19 protein-coding genes are annotated in these 20,475 nt (G+C 53.0%); 18 read left to right on the top strand and 1 reads right to left on the bottom strand.

The genetic code is table 11. The features are described from left to right. The first annotated feature begins 219 nt into the window (after positions 1-219). The 10 genes from HOP44_RS20815 (at position 220) to HOP44_RS20770 (ending at position 9,432) form a co-directional block, all read left to right on the top strand. Positions 220-1,194, top strand: coding sequence for a glycosyltransferase family 2 protein (locus HOP44_RS20815; RefSeq protein ID WP_216667680.1), 975 nt, complete (start codon positions 220-222; stop codon positions 1,192-1,194). A 32-nt stretch (positions 1,195-1,226) separates the two neighbouring features. After that, the gene (locus HOP44_RS20810; RefSeq protein WP_172257006.1) at positions 1,227-1,595 is read left to right on the top strand and encodes an EamA family transporter; all 369 of its coding nucleotides are present in this window, start codon (positions 1,227-1,229) and stop codon (positions 1,593-1,595) included. Next, complete coding sequence (gene rffA, locus HOP44_RS20805; protein WP_172257004.1) at positions 1,592-2,725, top strand: dTDP-4-amino-4,6-dideoxygalactose transaminase; 1,134 nt, start codon at positions 1,592-1,594, stop codon at positions 2,723-2,725. Before HOP44_RS20810 ends, rffA begins: the two co-directional genes overlap by 4 nt. A gap of 40 nt (positions 2,726-2,765) precedes the next feature. Further along, complete coding sequence (locus tag HOP44_RS20800; protein ID WP_172257002.1) at positions 2,766-3,509, top strand: sugar phosphate nucleotidyltransferase; 744 nt, start codon at positions 2,766-2,768, stop codon at positions 3,507-3,509. 17 nt (positions 3,510-3,526) lie between these two features. After that, positions 3,527-4,075, top strand: a complete 549-nt coding sequence (gene rfbC / locus HOP44_RS20795; RefSeq protein WP_172257000.1) for a dTDP-4-dehydrorhamnose 3,5-epimerase — start codon at positions 3,527-3,529, stop codon at positions 4,073-4,075. 57 nt (positions 4,076-4,132) lie between these two features. Next, positions 4,133-5,155, top strand: coding sequence for a dTDP-glucose 4,6-dehydratase (rfbB, locus tag HOP44_RS20790; RefSeq protein ID WP_172256998.1), 1,023 nt, complete (start codon positions 4,133-4,135; stop codon positions 5,153-5,155). Further along, entirely contained in the window at positions 5,152-5,994 is an 843-nt protein-coding gene (gene rfbD / locus HOP44_RS20785; protein WP_172256996.1) for a dTDP-4-dehydrorhamnose reductase, read from the top strand. Before rfbB ends, rfbD begins: the two co-directional genes overlap by 4 nt. Before the next feature lie 12 nt (positions 5,995-6,006). Then, the gene (locus HOP44_RS20780; protein WP_172256994.1) at positions 6,007-6,933 is read left to right on the top strand and encodes a glycosyltransferase family 2 protein; all 927 of its coding nucleotides are present in this window, start codon (positions 6,007-6,009) and stop codon (positions 6,931-6,933) included. A 169-nt stretch (positions 6,934-7,102) separates the two neighbouring features. Then, a complete protein-coding gene (locus tag HOP44_RS20775; RefSeq protein ID WP_172256992.1) occupies positions 7,103-8,053 on the top strand; it encodes a glycosyltransferase family 2 protein in 951 nt (316 codons plus the stop codon). Further along, a complete protein-coding gene (locus HOP44_RS20770; RefSeq protein ID WP_172256990.1) occupies positions 8,026-9,432 on the top strand; it encodes an undecaprenyl-phosphate glucose phosphotransferase in 1,407 nt (468 codons plus the stop codon). The genes HOP44_RS20775 and HOP44_RS20770 overlap by 28 nt, the downstream gene beginning before the upstream one ends. Positions 9,433-9,485: 53 nt before the next feature. Here the strand turns inward: HOP44_RS20770 and mraY are convergent, their stop codons facing one another. Then, positions 9,486-10,439, bottom strand: a complete 954-nt coding sequence (mraY, locus tag HOP44_RS20765) for a phospho-N-acetylmuramoyl-pentapeptide-transferase (RefSeq protein WP_172256988.1) — start codon at positions 10,437-10,439, stop codon at positions 9,486-9,488. A 308-nt stretch (positions 10,440-10,747) separates the two neighbouring features. On the opposite strand from mraY, the gene galU reads away from it, so the two are divergent. The 8 genes from galU to ligA all read left to right on the top strand — a co-directional run bounded on the left by galU (position 10,748) and on the right by ligA (position 20,082). Beyond that, the gene (galU, locus tag HOP44_RS20760) at positions 10,748-11,644 is read left to right on the top strand and encodes a UTP--glucose-1-phosphate uridylyltransferase GalU (protein WP_172256986.1); all 897 of its coding nucleotides are present in this window, start codon (positions 10,748-10,750) and stop codon (positions 11,642-11,644) included. Between the two features lie 132 nt (positions 11,645-11,776). Further along, a complete protein-coding gene (locus tag HOP44_RS20755) occupies positions 11,777-12,490 on the top strand; it encodes a glycosyltransferase (RefSeq protein WP_172256984.1) in 714 nt (237 codons plus the stop codon). After that, positions 12,487-12,882, top strand: a complete 396-nt coding sequence (locus HOP44_RS20750; RefSeq protein WP_172256982.1) for a DUF2304 domain-containing protein — start codon at positions 12,487-12,489, stop codon at positions 12,880-12,882. Before HOP44_RS20755 ends, HOP44_RS20750 begins: the two co-directional genes overlap by 4 nt. Beyond that, entirely contained in the window at positions 12,866-13,309 is a 444-nt protein-coding gene (locus HOP44_RS20745) for a GtrA family protein (protein ID WP_172256980.1), read from the top strand. Before HOP44_RS20750 ends, HOP44_RS20745 begins: the two co-directional genes overlap by 17 nt. A gap of 2 nt (positions 13,310-13,311) precedes the next feature. Beyond that, positions 13,312-14,598, top strand: a complete 1,287-nt coding sequence (locus HOP44_RS20740) for an ArnT family glycosyltransferase (RefSeq protein WP_172256979.1) — start codon at positions 13,312-13,314, stop codon at positions 14,596-14,598. Between the two features lie 215 nt (positions 14,599-14,813). Further along, positions 14,814-15,518 carry a heptaprenylglyceryl phosphate synthase gene (gene pcrB, locus HOP44_RS20735; RefSeq protein WP_246369981.1) on the top strand — a complete coding sequence of 235 codons (705 nt, stop codon included), beginning with the start codon at positions 14,814-14,816 and terminating at the stop codon, positions 15,516-15,518. A gap of 179 nt (positions 15,519-15,697) precedes the next feature. Continuing rightward, positions 15,698-18,052, top strand: coding sequence for a DNA helicase PcrA (gene pcrA, locus HOP44_RS20730; protein ID WP_172256975.1), 2,355 nt, complete (start codon positions 15,698-15,700; stop codon positions 18,050-18,052). Positions 18,053-18,069: 17 nt separating this feature from the next. After that, positions 18,070-20,082 carry an NAD-dependent DNA ligase LigA gene (gene ligA, locus HOP44_RS20725; RefSeq protein ID WP_172256973.1) on the top strand — a complete coding sequence of 671 codons (2,013 nt, stop codon included), beginning with the start codon at positions 18,070-18,072 and terminating at the stop codon, positions 20,080-20,082. The last annotated feature ends 393 nt before the right edge of the window (positions 20,083-20,475 follow it).

The following is a 20,475-nucleotide window of genomic DNA, read 5'->3' as shown; positions in this document are numbered from 1 at the left end:
GAACTATCAACCGATCTATACCTATTTGAACGATTCAAGTTAAATGAACGTTTGGCTTAATCAGTATGTTATAATATAATCGTCTTAGCCTATAATTCTTTTAACGTGTTCAGCTTGTTTAAATAAAAATGATTGTACGCAGGAAGTATCGGAGTTTGTAAGGCCGCGCTTACGGTTGAAGGGTTCGTTATGATTTGGGTTGAAGGGATGTAGGTTTTTTTGAACATAATAGAAGGGCAGCAAAGTATAGTTTCGGTCGTGATTCCGATCTATAATAATGCGGCGTCGCTTTTTGAATTAAACGATCGCTTACATAGTACTCTGAAGAAGATTACTCCGTATTACGAAATTATTTTTATTAATGATTGCAGCAAGGATCATTCCTGGGAAACGATAGCAGACTTAGCGAACAAGCATGAGGAAGTAATCGGCGTTAATTTCTCGCGGAACTTCGGGCAACATTACGCTATTTCAGCGGGATTGGATTTGAGTCAAGGCGAATGGGTTGTTGTAATGGATGGAGATCTTCAAGATCAGCCGGAAGAAATTGAGAAATTGTACAAGAAAGCGTTGGAAGGATATGACATTGTTCAAGGTCGAAGAGCGGTTAGAAAAGATCGATTCTTGAAGAAGCTTTCTTCTAAGCTGTTCCATCATCTTTACAGTTACTTGACGGATACCGTACAAGACGAGGCTATTGCGAATTTTGGGATTTATCATAGAAAAGTGATTGATGTAATGGTTTCTATGCGTGAGAGTTTGAGGGTATTCTCTATGATGGTTCGGTGGACAGGCTTCAATGCCACTTCTATTGATATTGAACATGCCAAAAGAAAAGAAGGAGAATCCGGCTATTCCTTTAAAAAACTTATTCGGCTTTCGATCAACGCAATAATTTCTTTCTCGGATAAGCCGTTGCGGTTGACAGTGAAGGCAGGTTTTTTAATATCGATTCTGGCTTTTTTGTATGCCGTTTATATCATCATCAAAGCCCTGTTGGGTATTACAAGTATTCAAGGCTGGCCAAGTCTAATCGCCTCGATTTGGCTTACTTCGGGATTTATAATCTTTATTGTGGGAGTAACAGGCCTATACATCAGTCGCATTTTCGACGAGACCAAAAAAAGACCTATTTACGTAATTAAGGAAGTGTACAGAAAAAACATCGCTGCCGGTCAGAATGAAAGGCCTTAATAAAAACAAGAAATCGGACGAGGAATGAGAACATGGGCTATTTTTATATTCTTGGAACCATTTTGTTTACGGTTTATGGTCAACTTGCTATGAAAGCAAGAATCTCTTCTTTTGGCAGTTTGCCTGCTCCTCTTTTGGATAAATTTTTTTTCTTGTTAAAAGTTGTTTTTGATCCGATTATATTTTCTTCGTTTTTTTCGGCGTTCATAGCTTCTTTATTTTGGATGGCCGCCATGACGAAGTTTAATATCAGTTATGCGTACCCGTTTATGAGTTTGTCCTACGTTCTTGTTTTTGTTTTTTCTGCTTTTCTTTTTAAAGAACCTATTACAATGTACAAAGTAATTGGATTGTTGTTTGTTGTAGTAGGCATCCTAATATCAAGTAGGTCGATATCATGATACCATTTAATCAGCCGGCAATTACTGGGAAAGAAGAGTTTTACATCAAAGAAGCTATTCAAAAAAATCACTTGTCCGGAGACGGTTTTTTTACCAAGAAATGCAGTGCATGGCTAGAAGATCAGTTCAGCGCTTCCAAGGCGTTGCTGACTACTTCGTGTACGCATGCACTGGAAATGGCTGCTATGTTAGCGGGGATCAAAGAAGGCGATGAAGTGATCATGCCTTCATATACTTTTGTGTCCACGGCGAATGCCTTTGTTATTCGCGGGGCTAAAATCGTGTTTGTAGACGTAAGGCCCGATACGATGAACATAGATGAGAGTTTGATTGAGGCCGCAATCACGGAGAAAACAAAAGCGATTGTTCCTGTGCATTATGCCGGCGTAGCTTGTGAAATGAACGAAATCATGAATATAGCCACTCGTCATGATTTGATTGTGATCGAAGATGCTGCGCAAGGGGTCATGAGCAAATACCAGGATCGTTACTTGGGTACCATTGGACATTTCGGATGTTACAGTTTTCATGAAACCAAAAATTATAATTGTGGCGAGGGCGGGGCTTTACTGATTAATGATGAGCGGTTTATAGAACGTGCAGAAATCATTCGAGAAAAAGGCACGAATCGAACCCGGTTTTTCAGAGGTCAAGTTGATAAATACTCTTGGGTGGACATAGGTTCTTCTTATCTGCCGAGTGAATTGAATGCTGCATTCCTTTACGCGCAGCTTGAACAGGCGACTGTGATTAATGACCATCGGTTGGAATGTTGGAATGCTTATCGGCAAGAACTTGACGTTTTGCGTATTGGTGGGCAGATCGAGCTCCCGCACGTCCCTGAAGACTGTACACATAACGCCCATATGTTTTATTTGAAAGTCAAAAACCTTGAACAGAGAACAGCGTTGATTGGATACTTGAAGTCTAAAAACATCCATACTGTCTTTCATTATGTACCGCTGCACTCTTCGTCTGCCGGTTTGGAATTCGGGCAAATGATTGGAGAGGACCGCTTTACAACCAGCGAAAGCGAGAAACTGATCCGGCTGCCTTTATTCTACAAACTAACTTTGGAACAAGTAAAAGAAGTGACGAATGAAATAAAACAATTTTTTAACAAGCAGTGAAAATGAATTTTCTATAGGAATTTTATAAGGGGGACTCGCATTGAAAGGTATTATTCTGGCTGGCGGAACCGGATCGCGATTGTATCCGTTGACTAAAGTCACCAACAAGCATTTGCTTCCCGTCGGGAAGTATCCAATGATTTTCCACTCTGTTTACAAATTAAAGTCTGCCGGCATTGAAGATATTCTTATTGTAACCGGTAAAGACCATATGGGTGATGTAGTCAATCTTCTAGGCAGCGGATCGGACATGGGCGTATCTTTTACCTACAAGGTACAAGACGAAGCCGGTGGCATTGCGCAAGCCCTGCATCTCGCCGAGCACTTCGTCGGCGAAGACCAAATGGTCGTGATCCTGGGAGACAACGTCTTTGAAGACGATATTGCGCCTTTCGTGGAAAACTTCCGTACTCAAATGCTCGGAGCCAAAATTCTGATCCAAGAAGTTCATGATCCCAAACGATTCGGCGTTCCGGAACTCGATGGGGACAAGATTTTATCCATTGAGGAAAAACCGCAAAATCCTAAAAGCAGCTATGCCGTAACCGGTATTTATATGTTTGACCACAGCGTATTCGATATTGTTAAGACGCTCAAACCATCCGCTCGCGGAGAACTCGAAATCACCGACGTGAATAACGCTTATATCGCCAACGGTCAATTGACTTATGATGTCCTTACCGGCTGGTGGACAGATGCCGGAACCCATGCTTCGCTTGCGCGCGCCAATGAATTGGCTCAAAACATGATATTCGGAGAAGAATTCGGTAAACTCAAACTTTAAAAGGAGGTGTTCCGAATATGAAGGTTACTCCTTTAAAACTTGAGGGAGCCGCGCTGATCGAACCTGTAGTTCACGGCGACCACCGCGGATTTTTCATGGAAAGTTATAACGAAGCCCTAATGCATGAAGCGGGCATCAAATATAACTTCATTCAGGACAATCAGTCTTTGTCCGCCCAACCCGGCGTACTCCGGGGCCTTCACTACCAGCTGAATCCCAAAGCCCAAACGAAGCTGCTCCGCGTCGTCGCCGGGGCCATTTACGACGTCATCGTCGACATCCGCCGCGGCTCGCCGACTTTCGGTCAATGGGAAGGGTTTATCCTGAGCGAATATAACCATCGCCAACTGCTTGTTCCGAAAGGCTTCGCGCACGGCTTCTGCACGTTGGTTCCCAATACCCAGGTCATGTACAAAGTCGACGAATACTATTCGCCTGAGCACGACAGAGGCATTCTCTGGAACGATCCGGCGCTCGGCATCGACTGGCCGACGTCCAACCCGGTCCTATCCGACAAAGATCAAAAACATCCGCTTCTTCAAGACGCGGAACTGAATTTCGAATAAGAGACAGGGCTCTCCGCAAGGAGAGCTTTTTACACGAGAACAGGAGGCAATTAACCCATGAAACTACTCATCACCGGCGGAGCCGGCTTTATCGGCAGCAACTTCGTACTGTACATGCTCCGGCAGCACCCCGATTACGAAATTATCAACGTGGATGCGCTCACCTATGCGGGCAATCTGGAAAACCTCAAAGCCATCGAACAGAATCCCAAACATACTTTCGTCAAAGCCGACATCTGCGACGCGGCCAAGATGGACGAGCTGATCGGACAGGGCGTCGACATCGTTGTCAACTTTGCCGCGGAATCGCATGTGGATCGCAGCATTCTGGAGCCGGACGTTTTTGTGAAAACGAACGTGCTCGGTACTCAGGTTCTGCTGGACGCGGCCAAAAAGCATAACGTGACCAAGTTCGTCCAGGTCTCTACCGACGAAGTGTACGGAACGCTCGGCGAAACCGGCCTGTTTACGGAAGAAACGCCGCTAACGCCGAACAGCCCGTACTCCGCTTCCAAAGCGGGCGGCGATCTGCTCGTGCGCGCCTACCATGAGACATTCGGGCTGCCGGTCAACATTACGCGCTGCTCCAACAATTACGGCCCGTACCAGTTCCCCGAGAAGCTGATTCCGCTCATTATCTCCAAAGCGCTGAACGACCAGCCGCTGCCGGTATACGGCGACGGGCTCAACATCCGGGATTGGCTGTACGTGGAAGACCACTGCAGCGCGATCGACCTCGTCATTCACGAAGGGGTGAACGGCGAAGTGTACAACATCGGCGGCAACAACGAGCGGACCAACCTGCATATTATCCGCACGATTCTGGAACAGCTCGGCAAGCCGGAATCGCTGATCACCTATGTGCAGGATCGTCCGGGCCATGATCGCCGCTACGGCATCGATCCGGCGAAGATCACGAATGAACTCGGATGGAAGCCGAAGCATAATTTCGAAACCGGCATTCGCGAGACGATCTCCTGGTACCTTGCCAACAAAGAATGGTGGACCCGGATTCAATCCGGCGAATATGAACAGTATTATGCCAAACAGTACGGCGAGCGCCTCGGAGAATCGCAATGAGAGTTCTTGTGACCGGAGCAAAAGGGCAGTTGGGCAGCGATATGGTCCGGGTTCTGGAGCAGGAAGGCCACGAGGTCAAAGGCTGCGACCGGGGAGAACTGGATATCGCCGATCAGGGGCAGTGTGAAGAAGTGATCGGTGGATTTCGTCCGGAAGCGATTATCCACTGTGCGGCTTATACGGCTGTGGATGCGGCGGAAGAAGACGTGGATGGCGCCTATCGCGTTAACGCGGCCGGAACGCGCAATCTGGCCGTCGCCGCCGAACAGGCCGGCTCCAAGTTCGTGTACATCAGCACGGACTACGTGTTCGACGGACAGGCGGACCGACCGTACCGCGAATACGATAATACGGCTCCGCAGACCGTTTACGGCGCAAGCAAGCGGGCGGGCGAAGTGCTCACGCAGTCGCTCAGTTCGAAATTTTTTATCGTCAGAACTTCCTGGGTGTACGGGCAGCATGGCAGCAACTTTGTCAAAACGATGTTGAAGCTGGGAGCGGAGCGAGACACTCTAAGTGTGGTGCGTGACCAGGTGGGATCGCCGACGTACACGGTGGATCTGGCCCGCTTCCTGCTGCAGCTGATCCAAACGGAAAAATACGGCGTTTACCATGCCTCGAATGCCGGACATTGCTCCTGGCATGAGTTTGCGGAAGCGATTTTTGAGGAAGCCGGCCTTCGGGTCGACGTGCTGCCGGTCACCACGGAGCAGTTTCCCCGTCCGGCCAAACGCCCTCCCTACTCGGTGATGGATCATACGGCGATCCGCGCCAACGATCTTGAAGATCTGCCGCAGTGGCGCGATGGGTTGAAGCGTTTTATGACACAAATCAGGTAATGAGGGTGAAGGATGAACAGAGTGGAAGTGCTGCTGTCCGCCTATAACGGAGAAGCCTATATCCAGGCGCAGTTGGACAGTTTGTCCGAACAAAACCATCGGAACTGGTCGCTTCGCATTCGGGACGACGGTTCGTCCGACAGGACAACAGAGATTGTAGAAGCGTATAAGGAATCGGAATCTCGTATCGTCGTGTTGGAAAAAGGAGCAAACCGGGGGGTTATCCCGAGCTTTTTCGAACTGATTCGCCAAGCGGACGATACCGCGGACTATTTCTGCTTCTGCGATCAGGACGACGTCTGGCTGCCGGAGAAAATGGAGCGGGCGGCAGGCCGGCTGGCGAAGGTTCAGGCCGGTATGCCGGCGATGGTATTCACGTCGACCCGGCTTGCCGATGCCGGGTTGAATCCGTTGGGACAATGGCCCGAACGGCCGCGGCGGGAACCTTCTTTCTACAATGCGCTTGTGCAAAACATTGCCGTCGGCGCAACCGTCACATTCAACCGTGCCGCCCTGCACCTGATCCGTGAACGCATGCCCGATCCGGACAAAGTGCTGATGCACGACTGGTGGCTGTATCTCTGCATTTCCGCTTTCGGCGAAGTAATCTACGATCCCGAGCCTTCCATCCTGTACAGGCAGCACGGCGGCAATGCGGTAGGCGGCGAAGTATCGCTGCTTGGCAAGCTGAAAAAGAAGTGGGCCAGTTTCCGCAAGCATCGGGGCTCGCACAAGTTGGTCTCCCAGGCAAAAGAATTTCATCGTTCGTATGGAGAGCGGCTCGAGGATTTGGACAAGCGGCGGCAGCTGGAAGCCTTCATTGCGCCGCGTGCACAGTTCGGACAGCGCGTCGGCTACTTGAAGAACTCCAAACTCTATCGACAGTCTGCACCGGAAAATGCTTTGTTCCGCCTGCTGATTCTAAGCGGATATATCTGACTTCGCCTTTCCGCGAGGCAGCAAGCCGCTTATCCCAACCCTTTCCTAAACCGAATCCAAAGTTCCATTCTTGCGATCTCTGTGTTACTCTGTATAGAGGAATTCAGAGGTCTTTTTTTGTTTGTTTTTACCTTATTATCATTACATTTGTCAGGAGCGTAATCAGATCATGGACGTAAGTATACTGATTCTCAACTATAATACGTGCCAGCTGACGACAGACTGCATCCGTTCGGTATTCGCTTCGCAAACCCGATATGAATACGAAATCATTCTGATCGACAACAACTCGTCCGATAATTCGGTCGAAGTCCTGTCGCGCACGTTTCCGTCCATCCCGCTTATTGCCAACCGGGAGAATGTCGGGTTCGCCAAAGCCAACAATCAGGGCATGAAGATTGCGCAGGGACGCTACGTGCTGCTGCTTAACTCGGATACGGTCATTCAGCCGGACACGCTGCAGACGATGGTCGCTTACATGGATCAAAATCCGCACGTCGGAGCGTCGGGCTGCAAAGTCCTGCTGGCCGACGGTTCGCTGGATAAGACGTGCAAGCGCGGACTGCCTACGCCTTCCGCGTCGTTCTATTATATGTTCGGCATTTCGAAGCTGTTCCCGGACAAGCCGAAATACAATCAGTATCAGCTCAGCTACCTCGATCCCGATCAGGAGCATCCGGTCGACTGCCTGGTGGGCGCTTTTATGCTGGTCCGGTCGGAAGCGATCCGGGAAGTCGGGATGCTGGACGAAGCTTTCTTTATGTACGGGGAAGATTTGGACTGGTGCTACCGGATCAAACAAGCCGGATGGGCGATCCGTTATTATCCGCGGACGTTTATTCTGCACTACAAAGGGGCGAGCAGCAAACGTCGGCCGGTGAAGCTGCTGTACGAGTTCCACCGCGCTATGGTTCTGTTCTACCGCAAACACTACCGAGAGAAGTATGCCTGGCCGGTCAACGGCTTTATTTATACGGGGATCGGAGTCAAGTTTACCATGACCTTGATTCGCAACAAATTCCGCCCTGTCAAAGACAACACGCCTCCGCCGGGCGGAGGAGAAAGTTCGGCAGTGCCGGTTCGAGGTGAAGCATGCTCCGCAAAAATCAGCAATTTCTAACCCAGGTTTATATGACCGCCGATTTGGCGGTTATTCAGCTTTCTTTTTTGTTGGCCTGGTGGCTTCGGTTCGAGAGCGGCTTGTTCGGATTCGTCTATCCGATTCCCATCAAGTATTATTTGGTCTGGAGCCTGGTGTACGGCGCGATTGCGCTGCTGACCGGACTGATCAGCGGATTATATTCGCCCAAGCGGCGCAAACGCTTCGCGGACGATTTTATCCGGATCGTGCAGACGCATGCGATCGGATTTTTCCTGCTGCTCGGTACGATGTATTTTGCCAAAGAAATCAATATTTCGCGATCGTATCTATTCTTGTATATGGCGCTGAGCATGCTGCTTATTGTCTTGTATCGCTATCTGGTCAAACAGATGCTGCGGGCGATGCGGCGCAAAGGCTACAACAAACAGTACATGCTGATCATAGGCGCGGGAGCGCTCGGTCGGCGTTTTTATCTGAATCTTCAGCATCATCCCGAATTGGGGTATGACGTGGTCGGTTTTCTCGATGACGAATTGAAGTGGGAGAAGGGCGAGACCGAATATCCCGAAGTATTGGGAAAACTGGACGGTCTGCAGGCGATGCTCGATCGCTTCCGCATTATTGACGAAGTTATCCTGGCGATGCCGTACGGACATTCGGACCGGTATCCGGAATTGATGGGTATCTGCGAGCGGGCCGGCGTACATACGATGATTGTTCCGGACTATTACGACTTTCTGCCGACCCGTCCCGTATTCGATAACTTTGCGGGGATGCCGCTGATCAATGTGCGCGAAGTGCCGCTCGATCTGGCCGCCAACCGTTTTTTCAAACGGCTGTTCGATATTTTCTTTGCCGGCTTTGCCGTGATTCTGACGTCTCCGATTATGCTGGCGGTGGCGATCGGGGTGAAGCTGACTTCGCCGGGCCCGGTCATCTTCAAGCAAGAGCGGGTCGGATTCAATCGGCGGACGTTTCAGATGTACAAGTTCCGCTCCATGCGCGCGCAGGTCGCGGAAGACGAAGACACGGGCTGGACGACGGAAAACGATCCGCGCCGGACCAAGTTCGGTACGTTTATCCGCCGAACGAGCCTGGACGAACTGCCGCAGTTTTTCAATGTGCTGCTGGGTCAGATGAGCGTGGTCGGACCGCGTCCGGAACGTCCGCATTATGTGGAGCTGTTCCGCGAACAGATCCCAAACTATATGCTGAAGCACCACGTGCCGCCCGGCATTACCGGTTACGCCCAATGCGCGGGACTGCGGGGCGACACGTCGATCGAGAAACGGATCGAATACGATTTGTTTTATATCGAAAATTGGACGTTCCTGTTTGATATCCGCCTGGTGTTTATTACGATGTACAAGATGCTGACCGATAAAAACGCGTATTAAAAAAACTGCCGCTCTCCCGGATTCAGGAGAGGCGGCAGCTTTTATGTTTGAGGCTACATCCACAAATACCAGATCAGCCAGCTCAGGAAAGCGCCAAGCCAGGATACGTTTCCGAATACCGCTACGATCTTGCGTTCATTCCATCCGTATTTCAGGCTGTAATGGTAATGGATCGGGGTCATGCGGAAGATTCTTTTCTTGGTGCGTTTGTAGTAGGCGACCTGGATGATGACCGAGAACTGTTCCGCGAAGTAGATCACAAACAGCAGCGGGACCAGGATTTCGACCTTTTCGATCACGGCCATCAGCGAGAGCGACCCGCCGATGGCAAGCGATCCGGTATCGCCCATGAAGGCTTTGGCGGGGTACTTGTTGTAGATCAGCAGTCCGAACAAAGCGCCGACCATGACCAGGGAGAACAGCTTAATCGCCGGTTCATCCGAAATGACGAAGAAGAACAGGTAGGTCGGAATGGCCACGATGATCAGCAGGCCGTCCAGTCCGTCGGTGAAGTTGATCGCATTGGCCGAGCCGACGATAAACAGCAGCATGATGACAAAATAAACGGCGGCCGGCAGCGTCCAGACGAATCCGCCGGGGAAAGCGATAGTCGGCTCGACGCCGAAGCTGTTCATCGCGATCAGCAGCAGCGCAATGGTGAACGCGAACTGCATGATCAGTTTGGCTTTGCCGGAGATGCCCTGCGGATCCTGGAACGCGGCTTTTTTGAAATCGTCGCTGAAACCGACGATGCCGAGCAGAATGAACGAAGCGGCCAGCAGCCACATCATCGGAGTCGGCTGGGCGATCAGCGCGACGAGCACGCCGACCATAAAGACCATGCCCGCCATAAGCGGCGTGCCTTTTTTGGCCTGGTGATCGGGCGGCAGTTCTTTGCGGATCGGCTGCAGCCATCCGATGCGGCGAAGGGTACGAATCCACACCGGCGACAGCAGAGCGACAAGAACAAAAGAAAGAATGGCGGCAATCAATGTGTAAAAGTTCATGGTTTTCGGTAATCTCCAATCGGCGTTTCGGATTTTGAAGCGGCTCTATCGGTTAATAATAGACATCAAGGTTATGTAGGACGTTGACGCAAACGCTGCAACTCCCTTATTTTAAGCAATTTGCCCGTCCGCCACAAGAGAAGCCGAAGAGAATTTGGCTTTTTCCGGTTTCGCGCGCTAAAATGAAAACAACCGAGCAGGCATAAGATGCGGCTTCATTTGGGCGAACGGAACCCGGGCGGCGGACGATAAGGTGGCTTAAGATCGACCTACATATAGAAGTTTAATTCGCTTAGGAGGAAATCAAAATGAGTACACAGAAAATCCGCAAGGCTATTATTCCCGCTGCCGGTCTCGGCACGCGCTTCCTGCCCGCCACCAAAGCGATGCCCAAAGAGATGCTGCCGATCGTCGACAAACCGACGATTCAGTATATTGTCGAAGAAGCCGTGAAATCGGGTATCGAAGACATTATCATCGTCACCGGCAAAGAAAAACGCGCGATCGAAGATCATTTCGATACGTCGTTTGAACTGGAGCACAATCTCGAAGAAAACGAGAAATGGGCGATGCTCGAAGAAGTGCGAAATGCTTCCAATATGGCCGACATCCATTATATCCGCCAGAAAGAACCGAAAGGTCTAGGCCATGCGATCTGGTGCGCGCGAAAGTTTATCGGCAATGAACCGTTTGCGGTTCTGCTCGGCGATGATATCGTCGAATCCGATACGCCGTGTCTCAAACAGATGCTTGACGTGTTCGACAAACACCAGGCTTCGGTCGTCGGCGTGCAGGAAGTGCCGTGGGAAGATGTATTCCGCTACGGGATCGTGGATAGCGAAGCGATGGAAGGCGAAGACCGCACATTCCGCGCCAAAGGCCTGGTCGAGAAGCCGGACCGTGAAGATGCGCCGTCGAATCTGGCCATTATGGGCCGTTACATCCTGACTCCGGAAATCTTCGATATTTTGGAAAATCAGACGGTCGGAGCTGGCGGCGAGATCCAATTGACGGACGCAATCGCCACACTCGGAGACACGCAGGAAGTACTGGCCTACAACTTCGAAGGACAGCGTCACGACGTGGGCGTCAAGCTCGGCTTTATCGAAACGACGATCCATTACGCGCTGCAAAAAGAAGAAATGCGCGAGCCTCTGGCCGCTTATATGAAGAAGGCGCTGGCCGAACTCGAAGAAAAGCGTTAAAATAGCACAAACGAGAAGCCCGGCCGTGAGGCCGGGCTTCCTTGTGGCGTTCTAATAGAAGGACGTCCGGTTATCGGGATGTCGATCTACTGACCGTATACCTGATATACGGGAACAAAGGGGAATTGTGCAGTGCTACCGAATCCAAAAGTCTTGTTAATCATTCCCGCGTTCAACGAAGGGGAAAGTATCGGCCCGCTTCTGATTGCCCTGCGGGAGCAGGGGCTGTCGGCGCTGGTCGTGAACGACGGTTCGACCGATGATACGGCCGAGGTGTGCGCAGCGGCCGGTGCGGATATCGTCAGCCTGCCCTGCAATCTGGGCATCGGCGGAGCCGTGCAGACCGGCTACAAGTACGCTTGTACGCACGGCTACGATATTGCGATTCAGTTCGACGGCGACGGCCAGCACCGGGCGGAATTTATTCCGGCGCTGATCGCGCCTCTGCTGAGCGGGGAAGCGGACGTGGCGATCGGATCGCGTTATATCGAAAAGGAAGGATTTCAATCGACCTTTTTGCGCCGCGCCGGTATTCGCTATTTTAGCCGCCTGATCCATATGATCAGCGGACAGACGGTGACGGACCCCACTTCCGGCTTCAGGGCCGTCAATCGGAAGATCATGGCCATGTTCGCCGCCCAGTATCCGACCGATTACCCGGAACCCGAATCGATCGTGCATGTCCTGCGTCTGGGCGGCCGGATCGTCGAAGTGCCGGTGCTGATGTCGGAACGGGCCGGGGGGCGTTCTTCCATCCGCAGTCTCCGTTCGGTGTACTATATGATCAAAGTCTCGATGGCCATTCTGATTGATGCCTTGAGAAGAAGCGGGGCGAAGCACCTATGATTACACTGAAACTGCAGCTTCTGCTGGTCGCATTCAGCTTTGCCGTGTTCTTCATCTTCGTCAACCGGACACGGCGGTACAAGCTGGAACTGAAATACGCGCTGGTCTGGATTTTTCTGAGCACGGCAGGCGTGATCGTGTCCATTTTCCCGCAGGTTTTCTTTTTTATCGCGGATATCATGGGCATCGAAGTTCCGGTCAATGCCGTCTTTCTGCTGGCCGTCTCGTCCATTTTCCTGATTTTGTACAGCATGACCGTGTCGCTCTCCAACCATTCCCGCAAACTGCGCACGTTGACCCAGGAGCTGGGATTGATGCACCACCGGATGGAGCAGTTGGAACGCCGACTCGAACGCACGGAAGGAGGGGCGGCGGATGCGGACGAACGATAAGAGTCTGCTGCACCTGCTCCCGCCGTTTTTGCGTGACCATCTGCTCGATTTTATCAAGTACGGCGTCATCGGTGTATTCGGTACGCTTCTCCAAACCGGAACTTTGCTGCTCTATGTCGAAAAAGGACACGGAGATCCGCTGATCGGCTCGACGCTCGGCTTTATTTTGTCGCTGCTGTTTTCGTATGCCGCCAACTCCAAATGGACGTTCAAGGAAAGTTCGAGGTCGGCGTCTGTCCTGATCAAGTATACGGTTGTGTCCCTGGCGGGCCTGCTGCTCAATCTGCTGATTCTGTATCTGTTCGACCGGGTGCTGGGCTGGTGGTACGGCTACGGGCAGCTCACTGCGATTGTCCTTGTTCCGATTCACAACTTTATTCTGAATAAAGCGTGGGCGTTCCGGACGCCGAAACGGGAAAGAAGGTAACCTTGTTCTCTTTACAAAAAGAAACCCGGCAAACGCGTATCCGTCTCCTGGCGCTTTGTCTGTTCGTATTTGCGGTGAGCTGCACCGTGTCGCTGGTTTACGGGGATCGGCTGCTGCTCGGCTCTTATGCCAAAATGAACGACGACGATGTCAAGTACGTGCAGACCGCCAGGCATCTCCTCGAAACAGGCGTACTGACCTACAATACCGGCAGCGAACCGTCGACTTTCATTATGCCCCTGTTTCCGCTGATGCTGGCAGGTGTCCAATGGATAGCGGGCGATGCCGGGGGTGTGGCGCTGCTTCGGATCGTTCAGGCCGCTTTTCAGGGAGTCGGCGTGTATCTGACGTTTGTACTGGCTCGCCGGACTTTCGGCAGCAGCCGGATCGCCATGACAGCCGCGGTACTGCTGGCTGCCTATCTGCCCGATTATTTCATTTCCGGTTCAGTGCTGACGGAATCGACTTTTCGGCTGTTTCTGATGCTGACCGTCTGCTTCCTGATCCAAGGCCTGGATAAACCGGGGGCAGGGAATTGGGGGATGTTCGCCCTCTGCTGGACCGCGCTCTGCTATTTCAAGCCTCATGCCGCGCTGCTTCCTCTTATTCCGGGAATCTTTTGGCTGATCCGCCGGTATTCGTTTCGCCGCATGCTCGCCTATACCGCGATTATTCTGGGTGTATTCGCCGTACTGATGTCTCCGTGGTGGATTCGCAATGACGAAGTGTTCGGACGTTTTATCCCGTTTACGGAGGCGGCCGGCAGTCCGTTAATTCTCGGTTCGACCGCGTTCGGACAGGTGCCGGAAGGCTTCTACGATAAATACCCCGAATACGGCGGCGATGTCATGAGCGGTTCCGACGACTCGATGGCTCGGGCAGCCGGGCGCATGGTCGCCTACGGGTTCACGCACGAGCCGTTCAAATACCTGGCTTTTTACACGGCGGGGAAGTTTGGCGGATTATACGGTATCGCGTATTGGGAGCGGCCGATTCTTGGGATCACCTGGATCCATTATTTCCCGATCCATGCCGCTTATGTGCTGTTCGGTCTTTACGGCATGTGGCTGGCTTGGAAAAACAAATGGAGCGCCGCTTCCATCCCTTTCGCGGTGCTGGCTTATTTTACGCTGATTTATGTGCCTTTTATCGCGATTCCGCGTTACGGCTATCCCAACCTGTTTTTGTTTGCGCTGTTCGCGGCGCCGGCGCTGCTTGCCATTTACGACCGCCGCAGAGCCAAACGGTCGATTTCTCCAAAGAAACCGACCGTGCGCGCAGACGTTTAAATGGAGAATCCGGCGGCTCCGCCTGCGATGAGCCGATACCCTTTGCCGCCCGCCTTCGGGGCGGTTTTTGGTATGGAAAAGGCTTCCGCACGGCTGTTCGCATCCTATGCGAACAAAGAATTGACACGTCCTTGCACGTAGCATAGACTTATGTTGGAACAGCCTGCCTTCGCCGCTTGAAGAGGCAGGTCGACAAGGCGGATGGAGGAATGGCATTGAGTCAGATATTCGAGACATGGAGACATGTTTTCAAGCTGGACCCGGACCGTGAAGTGTCCGATCAAGATCTGGAGGCAATCTGCCTGTCGGGCAGCGACGCGATTCTGGTCGGCGGCTCGAGCGGCGTGACCTATGAGAATACGGTCGATCTGATGTCGCGTATTCGGCGCTACGAGCTGCCCTGCGCACAGGAGGTTTCGACGCTGGATTCCGTCGTGCCGGGATTCGATCTGTATCTGATCCCGATGATCCTGAATACGGATCGGGCGGAATGGATTACCGGGCATCACCGTGCCGGCCTGGAAAGCTTCGGGGAAGTTATCCCGTGGGATATGCTGGCCGCCGAAGGCTATATTGTGCTGAACCCCGATTCCACCGTTGCGCGCCTGACCGGAGCGCAGGCGGATCTCGACGGAGCGGCCGCCGCAGCCTGCGCCCGCATGGCTGACAAGCTGATGCGGCTGCCGATCGTATATATCGAATACAGCGGGATGTACGGGGATCTTGATCTCGTCCGCGAAGTGCGCCGGGTGACGAGCGAAGCGTCCGTCTTCTACGGCGGCGGCGTTCGCGATTACGCATCCGCCTTTGCCGCAGCCGAAGCCGCCGATACGGTCGTCGTCGGCAATATCGTTTACGACGACCTGAATGCCGCTCTCGATACCGTTCGCGGCGTCCGGAGCGCGAAATCGCCGACTTAAGTTTTACTTTAACCCGCAGGCTTCAACCTTCGTGCGTATATCCAAGCGGTATGCGGGGTTCCTGCGCCAAACTATCCCGGAATGCATAACTTTGTGCATTCCTTGTACGCTTTTGTCTCTGGACTTTTAATCTTTTATCCCTAACTCCACCCCGAGCGCAATGAAAGGAGCACCACATCATGTTTAACCTCGACGAATCGATTGCCCGCCTGAATCCGCAGCAGCGCAAAGCCGCCCTCAAGACCGAGGGCCCGCTGCTGATTATGGCCGGCGCGGGCAGCGGCAAGACCCGGGTGCTGACCCACCGTATCGCCCACCTCATCCGCGCCAAGAAAAGCGCGCCGTGGGGCATTTTGGCGATTACGTTTACGAACAAAGCCGCCCGCGAGATGCAGGAACGCGTCTCAGCCCTCGTCGGACCCGAAGGCAAGGAGATCTGGGTTTCGACGTTCCACTCGATGTGCGTACGCATCCTGCGCCGCGATATCGACCGGATCGGATTCTCGTCCAGCTTCTCGATTCTTGACTCCGGCGATCAGCTGTCCGTCATCCGCAACTGTATGAAGGACCTGAATCTCGACACGAAGAAATTCGAACCCAAAGCCGTTCAGGCTCTCGTCAGCGCGGCGAAGAACGAACTGATCACGCCGAAGATGTACGAGCAGAAGGCCGGCGGCGACTTTATGGAATCCATCGCGGCCAAAGTGTACGGCATGTACCAGAAGCGCCTGCGCAGCAACAACTCGCTCGACTTCGACGATCTGATCATGAAGACGATCGAGCTGTTCAACGAAGTGCCCGAAGTGCTGGATTCCTATCAGAAAAAGTTCCGCTACATCCATGTCGACGAATACCAGGATACCAACCGAGCGCAGTACATGCTGTGCCGCATGCTGGCCGACAAGCATCACCAGATCTGCGTCGTGGGCGACAGCGACCAATCCATCTACCGGTGGCGCGGCGCCGATATCACGAACATCCTGAATTTCGAGCAGGATTATCCGGAAGCCGAAACGATCCTTCTGGAGCAGAACTACCGCTCTACGGCGAATATCCTGAATGCCGCCAACAGCGTCATCGGGCGCAACACCGGACGCAAGCCGAAGAACCTGTGGACCGACCAGGAAGGCGGCGCCAAGATCCGCGTCTTCCGCGGCAGTACCGAGCATGACGAAGGATACTTCGTGACGGGCGAGATCCACAAAAATATCAAAAAAGGCATGGTCTACAAAGACCACGCCGTCCTGTACCGCACGAACGCCCAGTCCCGGGTGATCGAGGAAATTCTGATCAAGTCGGATATTCCGTACCAGATCGTCGGCGGCATCAAGTTCTACGATCGCAAAGAAATCAAGGATCTGCTCGCCTATCTGCGTTTGCTGTCCAACCCGGACGACGATCTCAGCCTGGTGCGCGTCATCAACGTGCCCAAGCGCGGGATCGGCGATACGAGCGTGGCCAAGCTGGCCGCGGCGGCGACCGAACGGGGCATTTCCATGTTCAAGGTACTCGAAGTGGTGGACGATCTCGGTTTTGCCGGACGTACCCGCAACGCGCTGGTCGAGTTCTACGACATGATCGTCGCCCTGCACCGGATGGTCGATTATTTGTCCGTGACCGAATTGACCGAGAAGATTTTGGAGATGAGCCAATACCGCGTCGAGATGCAAAAAGAAAACACGCTGGAGTCCAAAGCCCGCATCGAGAACATCGACGAGTTCCTGTCCGTTACGCTGGAATTCGAGGCGCGAACGGAAGAGAAGACGCTGGTCGCGTTCCTGACCGACCTTGCGCTGATTGCCGACATCGACACGGTCAACGACGACGAGAAAGACAAAATTTCCGACGATGCCGTCGTTCTGATGACGATGCACAGCGCCAAAGGCCTGGAGTTCCCGGTCGTGTTCGTCATCGGCATGGAGGAAGGCGTCTTCCCGCACAGCCGGGCTTTCCTCGATAACGACGAATTGGAAGAAGAACGCCGACTGGCCTATGTGGGCATCACCCGGGCGGAAAAGCAGCTGTACCTTTCCTGCGCGCAGATGCGCACGCTGTTCGGCCGTACGACGGCCAATCCGCCTTCCCGTTTCCTGCAGGAGATTCCGGAAGAATTGAAGGAAGACACCGGAGTCAATCCCGACCGGTACCGCCGCGGCGGCGATCCCGACAAGGGCTACGGCAATTCGCGCGGAGGCGGCCGGGGATTCGGCGGCGGCTCGTCGACCGGCGGCTTCGGCCGCGGCGATCGTCCGGCTTCAAGCACCGCGCCTACGGGCATGGGCCGTCCGGCCGTCGCTCCCCGCGGTTCCGGCGTGACCGTCACTCCGGCGGGAGGCAAGCCCGCCGCGCGCAGCACGAACAACACCGGCGCTTTCCAGGTCGGCGACAAAGTCGCGCACGGCAAATGGGGCGAAGGCACCATCGTAGCCATCAAAGGCAGCGGCAATGATACGGAATTGAACATCGCTTTTAAAGCGCCGACCGGTATCAAGCGTCTGTTGGCCGGATTTGCACCGATTACCAAAGTCGAATAAAAAAGGACGGGAAGACTATGGATGCGATGCACGAGATGGAAGGGTTGGTCGAGCAGCTCAACCGCTACAGCTATGAATACTATACGCTGGACCGCCCGACGGTCAGCGACAAGGAATACGATGTGCTCTACGACCGGTTGATCAAGCTGGAACAGGAGAGCGGCTTCGTTCTTCCGGATTCTCCGACGCTGCGGGTAGGCGGGGAACTGCTCAAGGGTTTTGCGCCCCATCGGCATCTGGCTCCGCTCTGGAGTCTCGACAAAGCGCAGAATGAAGAAGAGCTGGGTACCTGGAATACGCGGACATTGAAGCTGTGGAACGACTACAATACCAAAAATCCCGAAGATCCGCTGCCGGAGCTGGAATACGCGCTGGAGCTGAAGTTTGACGGTCTGACGCTGAACCTGACCTATACGGACGGCAAACTGGTGCAGGCGGCGACGCGCGGCAACGGTACGGTGGGCGAAGGCATTTTGGAACAGGTCAAAACGATCCGTGCCGTGCCGCTGTCCATTCCTTTCAAGGAGGGTACGATCGAAGTGCAGGGCGAAGGAATCATGAATCTGTCCGCACTGGAGTCGTATAACAAGACAGCGGCAGAACCGCTCAAAAACGCCCGGAATGCCGCGGCCGGCGCACTGCGCAATCTGAATCCAAAAGTGACGGCAAGCCGCAAACTGAGCGCTTTCTTCTATAATATCGGGTACAGCGAGGCCAAGACGTTTGCAAGCCACCTGGAGATGATGGACTTTTTGCGGGACAACCATTTCAAAGTGAATCCGTATATTTTCTACTTCAACAAGTTCGAGGACGTGATGGAGCAGCTGCACGATATCGTAAAAAGGCGCGGCGAGCTCGATTACCTCATCGACGGGGCGGTCATCAAGATCGTCGATGTGCGTACGCGTTCCATTCTCGGTTATACGGGCAAGTTTCCGCGTTGGGCGGTCGCCTACAAGTTCGAAGCGGAGGAGACGACCACCGTTCTGGAGTCCGTATCGTGGGAAGTGGGCCGCACGGGCAAAATCACGCCGATCGCAAGACTCGAAGCGGTGGAACTTGCCGGCGTAACCGTCAAGAATTGTACGCTTAACAACGTCGGCGATATCGAACGCAAAAATCTCAAGTATGCACTGGGTACCCGGGTCTTTATCCGCCGCTCGAACGACGTGATCCCCGAAATCCTCGGTAAAGTAACGGAAGAAAGCGACGGGGAAGAGATCGTCTATCCGGAAAATTGTCCATCCTGCGGGTTCCCGCTTGTTCAGCGCGGCGCGCATCTGTTCTGCGATAACCGCTTGTCGTGCAAACCTCAGGCAATCGGACGGATTACCCACTTCGCTTCACGCGATGCGATGGATATCGAGACGTTCAGTATCAAGACGGCGACGCAGCTCTACGACGAACTGAACGTGCGCGAGCCTGCCGAACTGTATGAACTGGAGCAGGAGTCGCTGGTCAAACTGGAGCGGTTTGGGGAACGCAAAGCCGCCAACCTGATCGAAGCGCTGGAGCAGAGCAAAACACGCGATCTGGCTTCTTTCCTGTTTGGCCTGGGCATTCCGAATACCGGCAAGTCGACGACCAAGATGCTGGCGGAACATTATCGGGATCTCGATAAAGTGATGAACGCCACGGCGGAAGAGCTGATCGAGCTGCCGGACGTAGGCGGAATCGTGGCGGAAAGCATCGTGAGTTTCTTCAACGATCCGTTTATGCGTGCCGGCGTGGAAAAGATGCGTCGTCTAGGAGTGGAACCGACCGTTCCTGCCGCACCTGCAGAAGTGAAAAAGGATTCGTACTTCAGCGGGAAAACGGTTGTCCTGACCGGTACGCTGCATCAACTTACGCGCGATGAGGCCGCCGAACAGTTGGAAGCTTTGGGTGCCAAAGTGACGGGGAGCGTATCCAAAAAAACGGATCTCGTGATCGCCGGAGAAAAGGCGGGCAGCAAACTGACCAAGGCACGCGAACTGGGTATCGAAGTTATCGAAGACGAAGACGAGCTGGTCCGGCTGCTGAACGAATAACGTTTAGCCTGCCGCAGTAGAAAGGGGCCGGGAAACCGGTCTTTTTCTTTTCCGTTTAAAGAATTGTGAAAAAGCCTTGCTTTATTGTTAGGCAGGTGTTAAGATATTTCTTGTCGCTTCTGACAGCTGCTCAACACCATAATCAATCAGGTTGTGAAACTTGGAAACAAGGTGTTGACAACGAGAGCGGCAAATGATATGATATAAAACGTTCGGCAAACAAGTTGCCGACCGCAAGTTCTTTGAAAACTGAACAGTGAGTGAGTCGCGACGATGAAGATCGTCGTGAGAATAAAGGTTCTTGAGCAATCGAGAATCGCCACGTTTTAACGAGCACATGGTGCTTTCTTTTAAACGGCGACTTCGGTCGCCACCTTAATGGAGAGTTTGATC

Source organism: Saccharibacillus deserti (assembly GCF_013618475.1).
Classification (GTDB): Bacteria; Bacillota; Bacilli; order Paenibacillales; family Paenibacillaceae; genus Saccharibacillus; species Saccharibacillus deserti.
The sequence above is the reverse complement of the archived record's forward strand: the minus strand, read 5'-3'. Positions and strand labels throughout refer to the sequence as shown.

Coding starts and splice junctions, on each gene's coding strand:
- HOP44_RS20810 (WP_172257006.1), top strand. CDS start 1,227: ATGGGCTATTTTTATATTCTTGGAACCATTTTGTTTACGGTTTATGGT.
- rffA (WP_172257004.1), top strand. CDS start 1,592: ATGATACCATTTAATCAGCCGGCAATTACTGGGAAAGAAGAGTTTTAC.
- rfbC (WP_172257000.1), top strand. CDS start 3,527: ATGAAGGTTACTCCTTTAAAACTTGAGGGAGCCGCGCTGATCGAACCT.
- rfbB (WP_172256998.1), top strand. CDS start 4,133: ATGAAACTACTCATCACCGGCGGAGCCGGCTTTATCGGCAGCAACTTC.
- rfbD (WP_172256996.1), top strand. CDS start 5,152: ATGAGAGTTCTTGTGACCGGAGCAAAAGGGCAGTTGGGCAGCGATATG.
- HOP44_RS20780 (WP_172256994.1), top strand. CDS start 6,007: ATGAACAGAGTGGAAGTGCTGCTGTCCGCCTATAACGGAGAAGCCTAT.
- HOP44_RS20775 (WP_172256992.1), top strand. CDS start 7,103: ATGGACGTAAGTATACTGATTCTCAACTATAATACGTGCCAGCTGACG.
- HOP44_RS20770 (WP_172256990.1), top strand. CDS start 8,026: ATGCTCCGCAAAAATCAGCAATTTCTAACCCAGGTTTATATGACCGCC.
- mraY (WP_172256988.1), bottom strand. CDS start 10,439: ATGAACTTTTACACATTGATTGCCGCCATTCTTTCTTTTGTTCTTGTC.
- galU (WP_172256986.1), top strand. CDS start 10,748: ATGAGTACACAGAAAATCCGCAAGGCTATTATTCCCGCTGCCGGTCTC.
- HOP44_RS20750 (WP_172256982.1), top strand. CDS start 12,487: ATGATTACACTGAAACTGCAGCTTCTGCTGGTCGCATTCAGCTTTGCC.
- HOP44_RS20745 (WP_172256980.1), top strand. CDS start 12,866: ATGCGGACGAACGATAAGAGTCTGCTGCACCTGCTCCCGCCGTTTTTG.
- pcrA (WP_172256975.1), top strand. CDS start 15,698: ATGTTTAACCTCGACGAATCGATTGCCCGCCTGAATCCGCAGCAGCGC.
- ligA (WP_172256973.1), top strand. CDS start 18,070: ATGGATGCGATGCACGAGATGGAAGGGTTGGTCGAGCAGCTCAACCGC.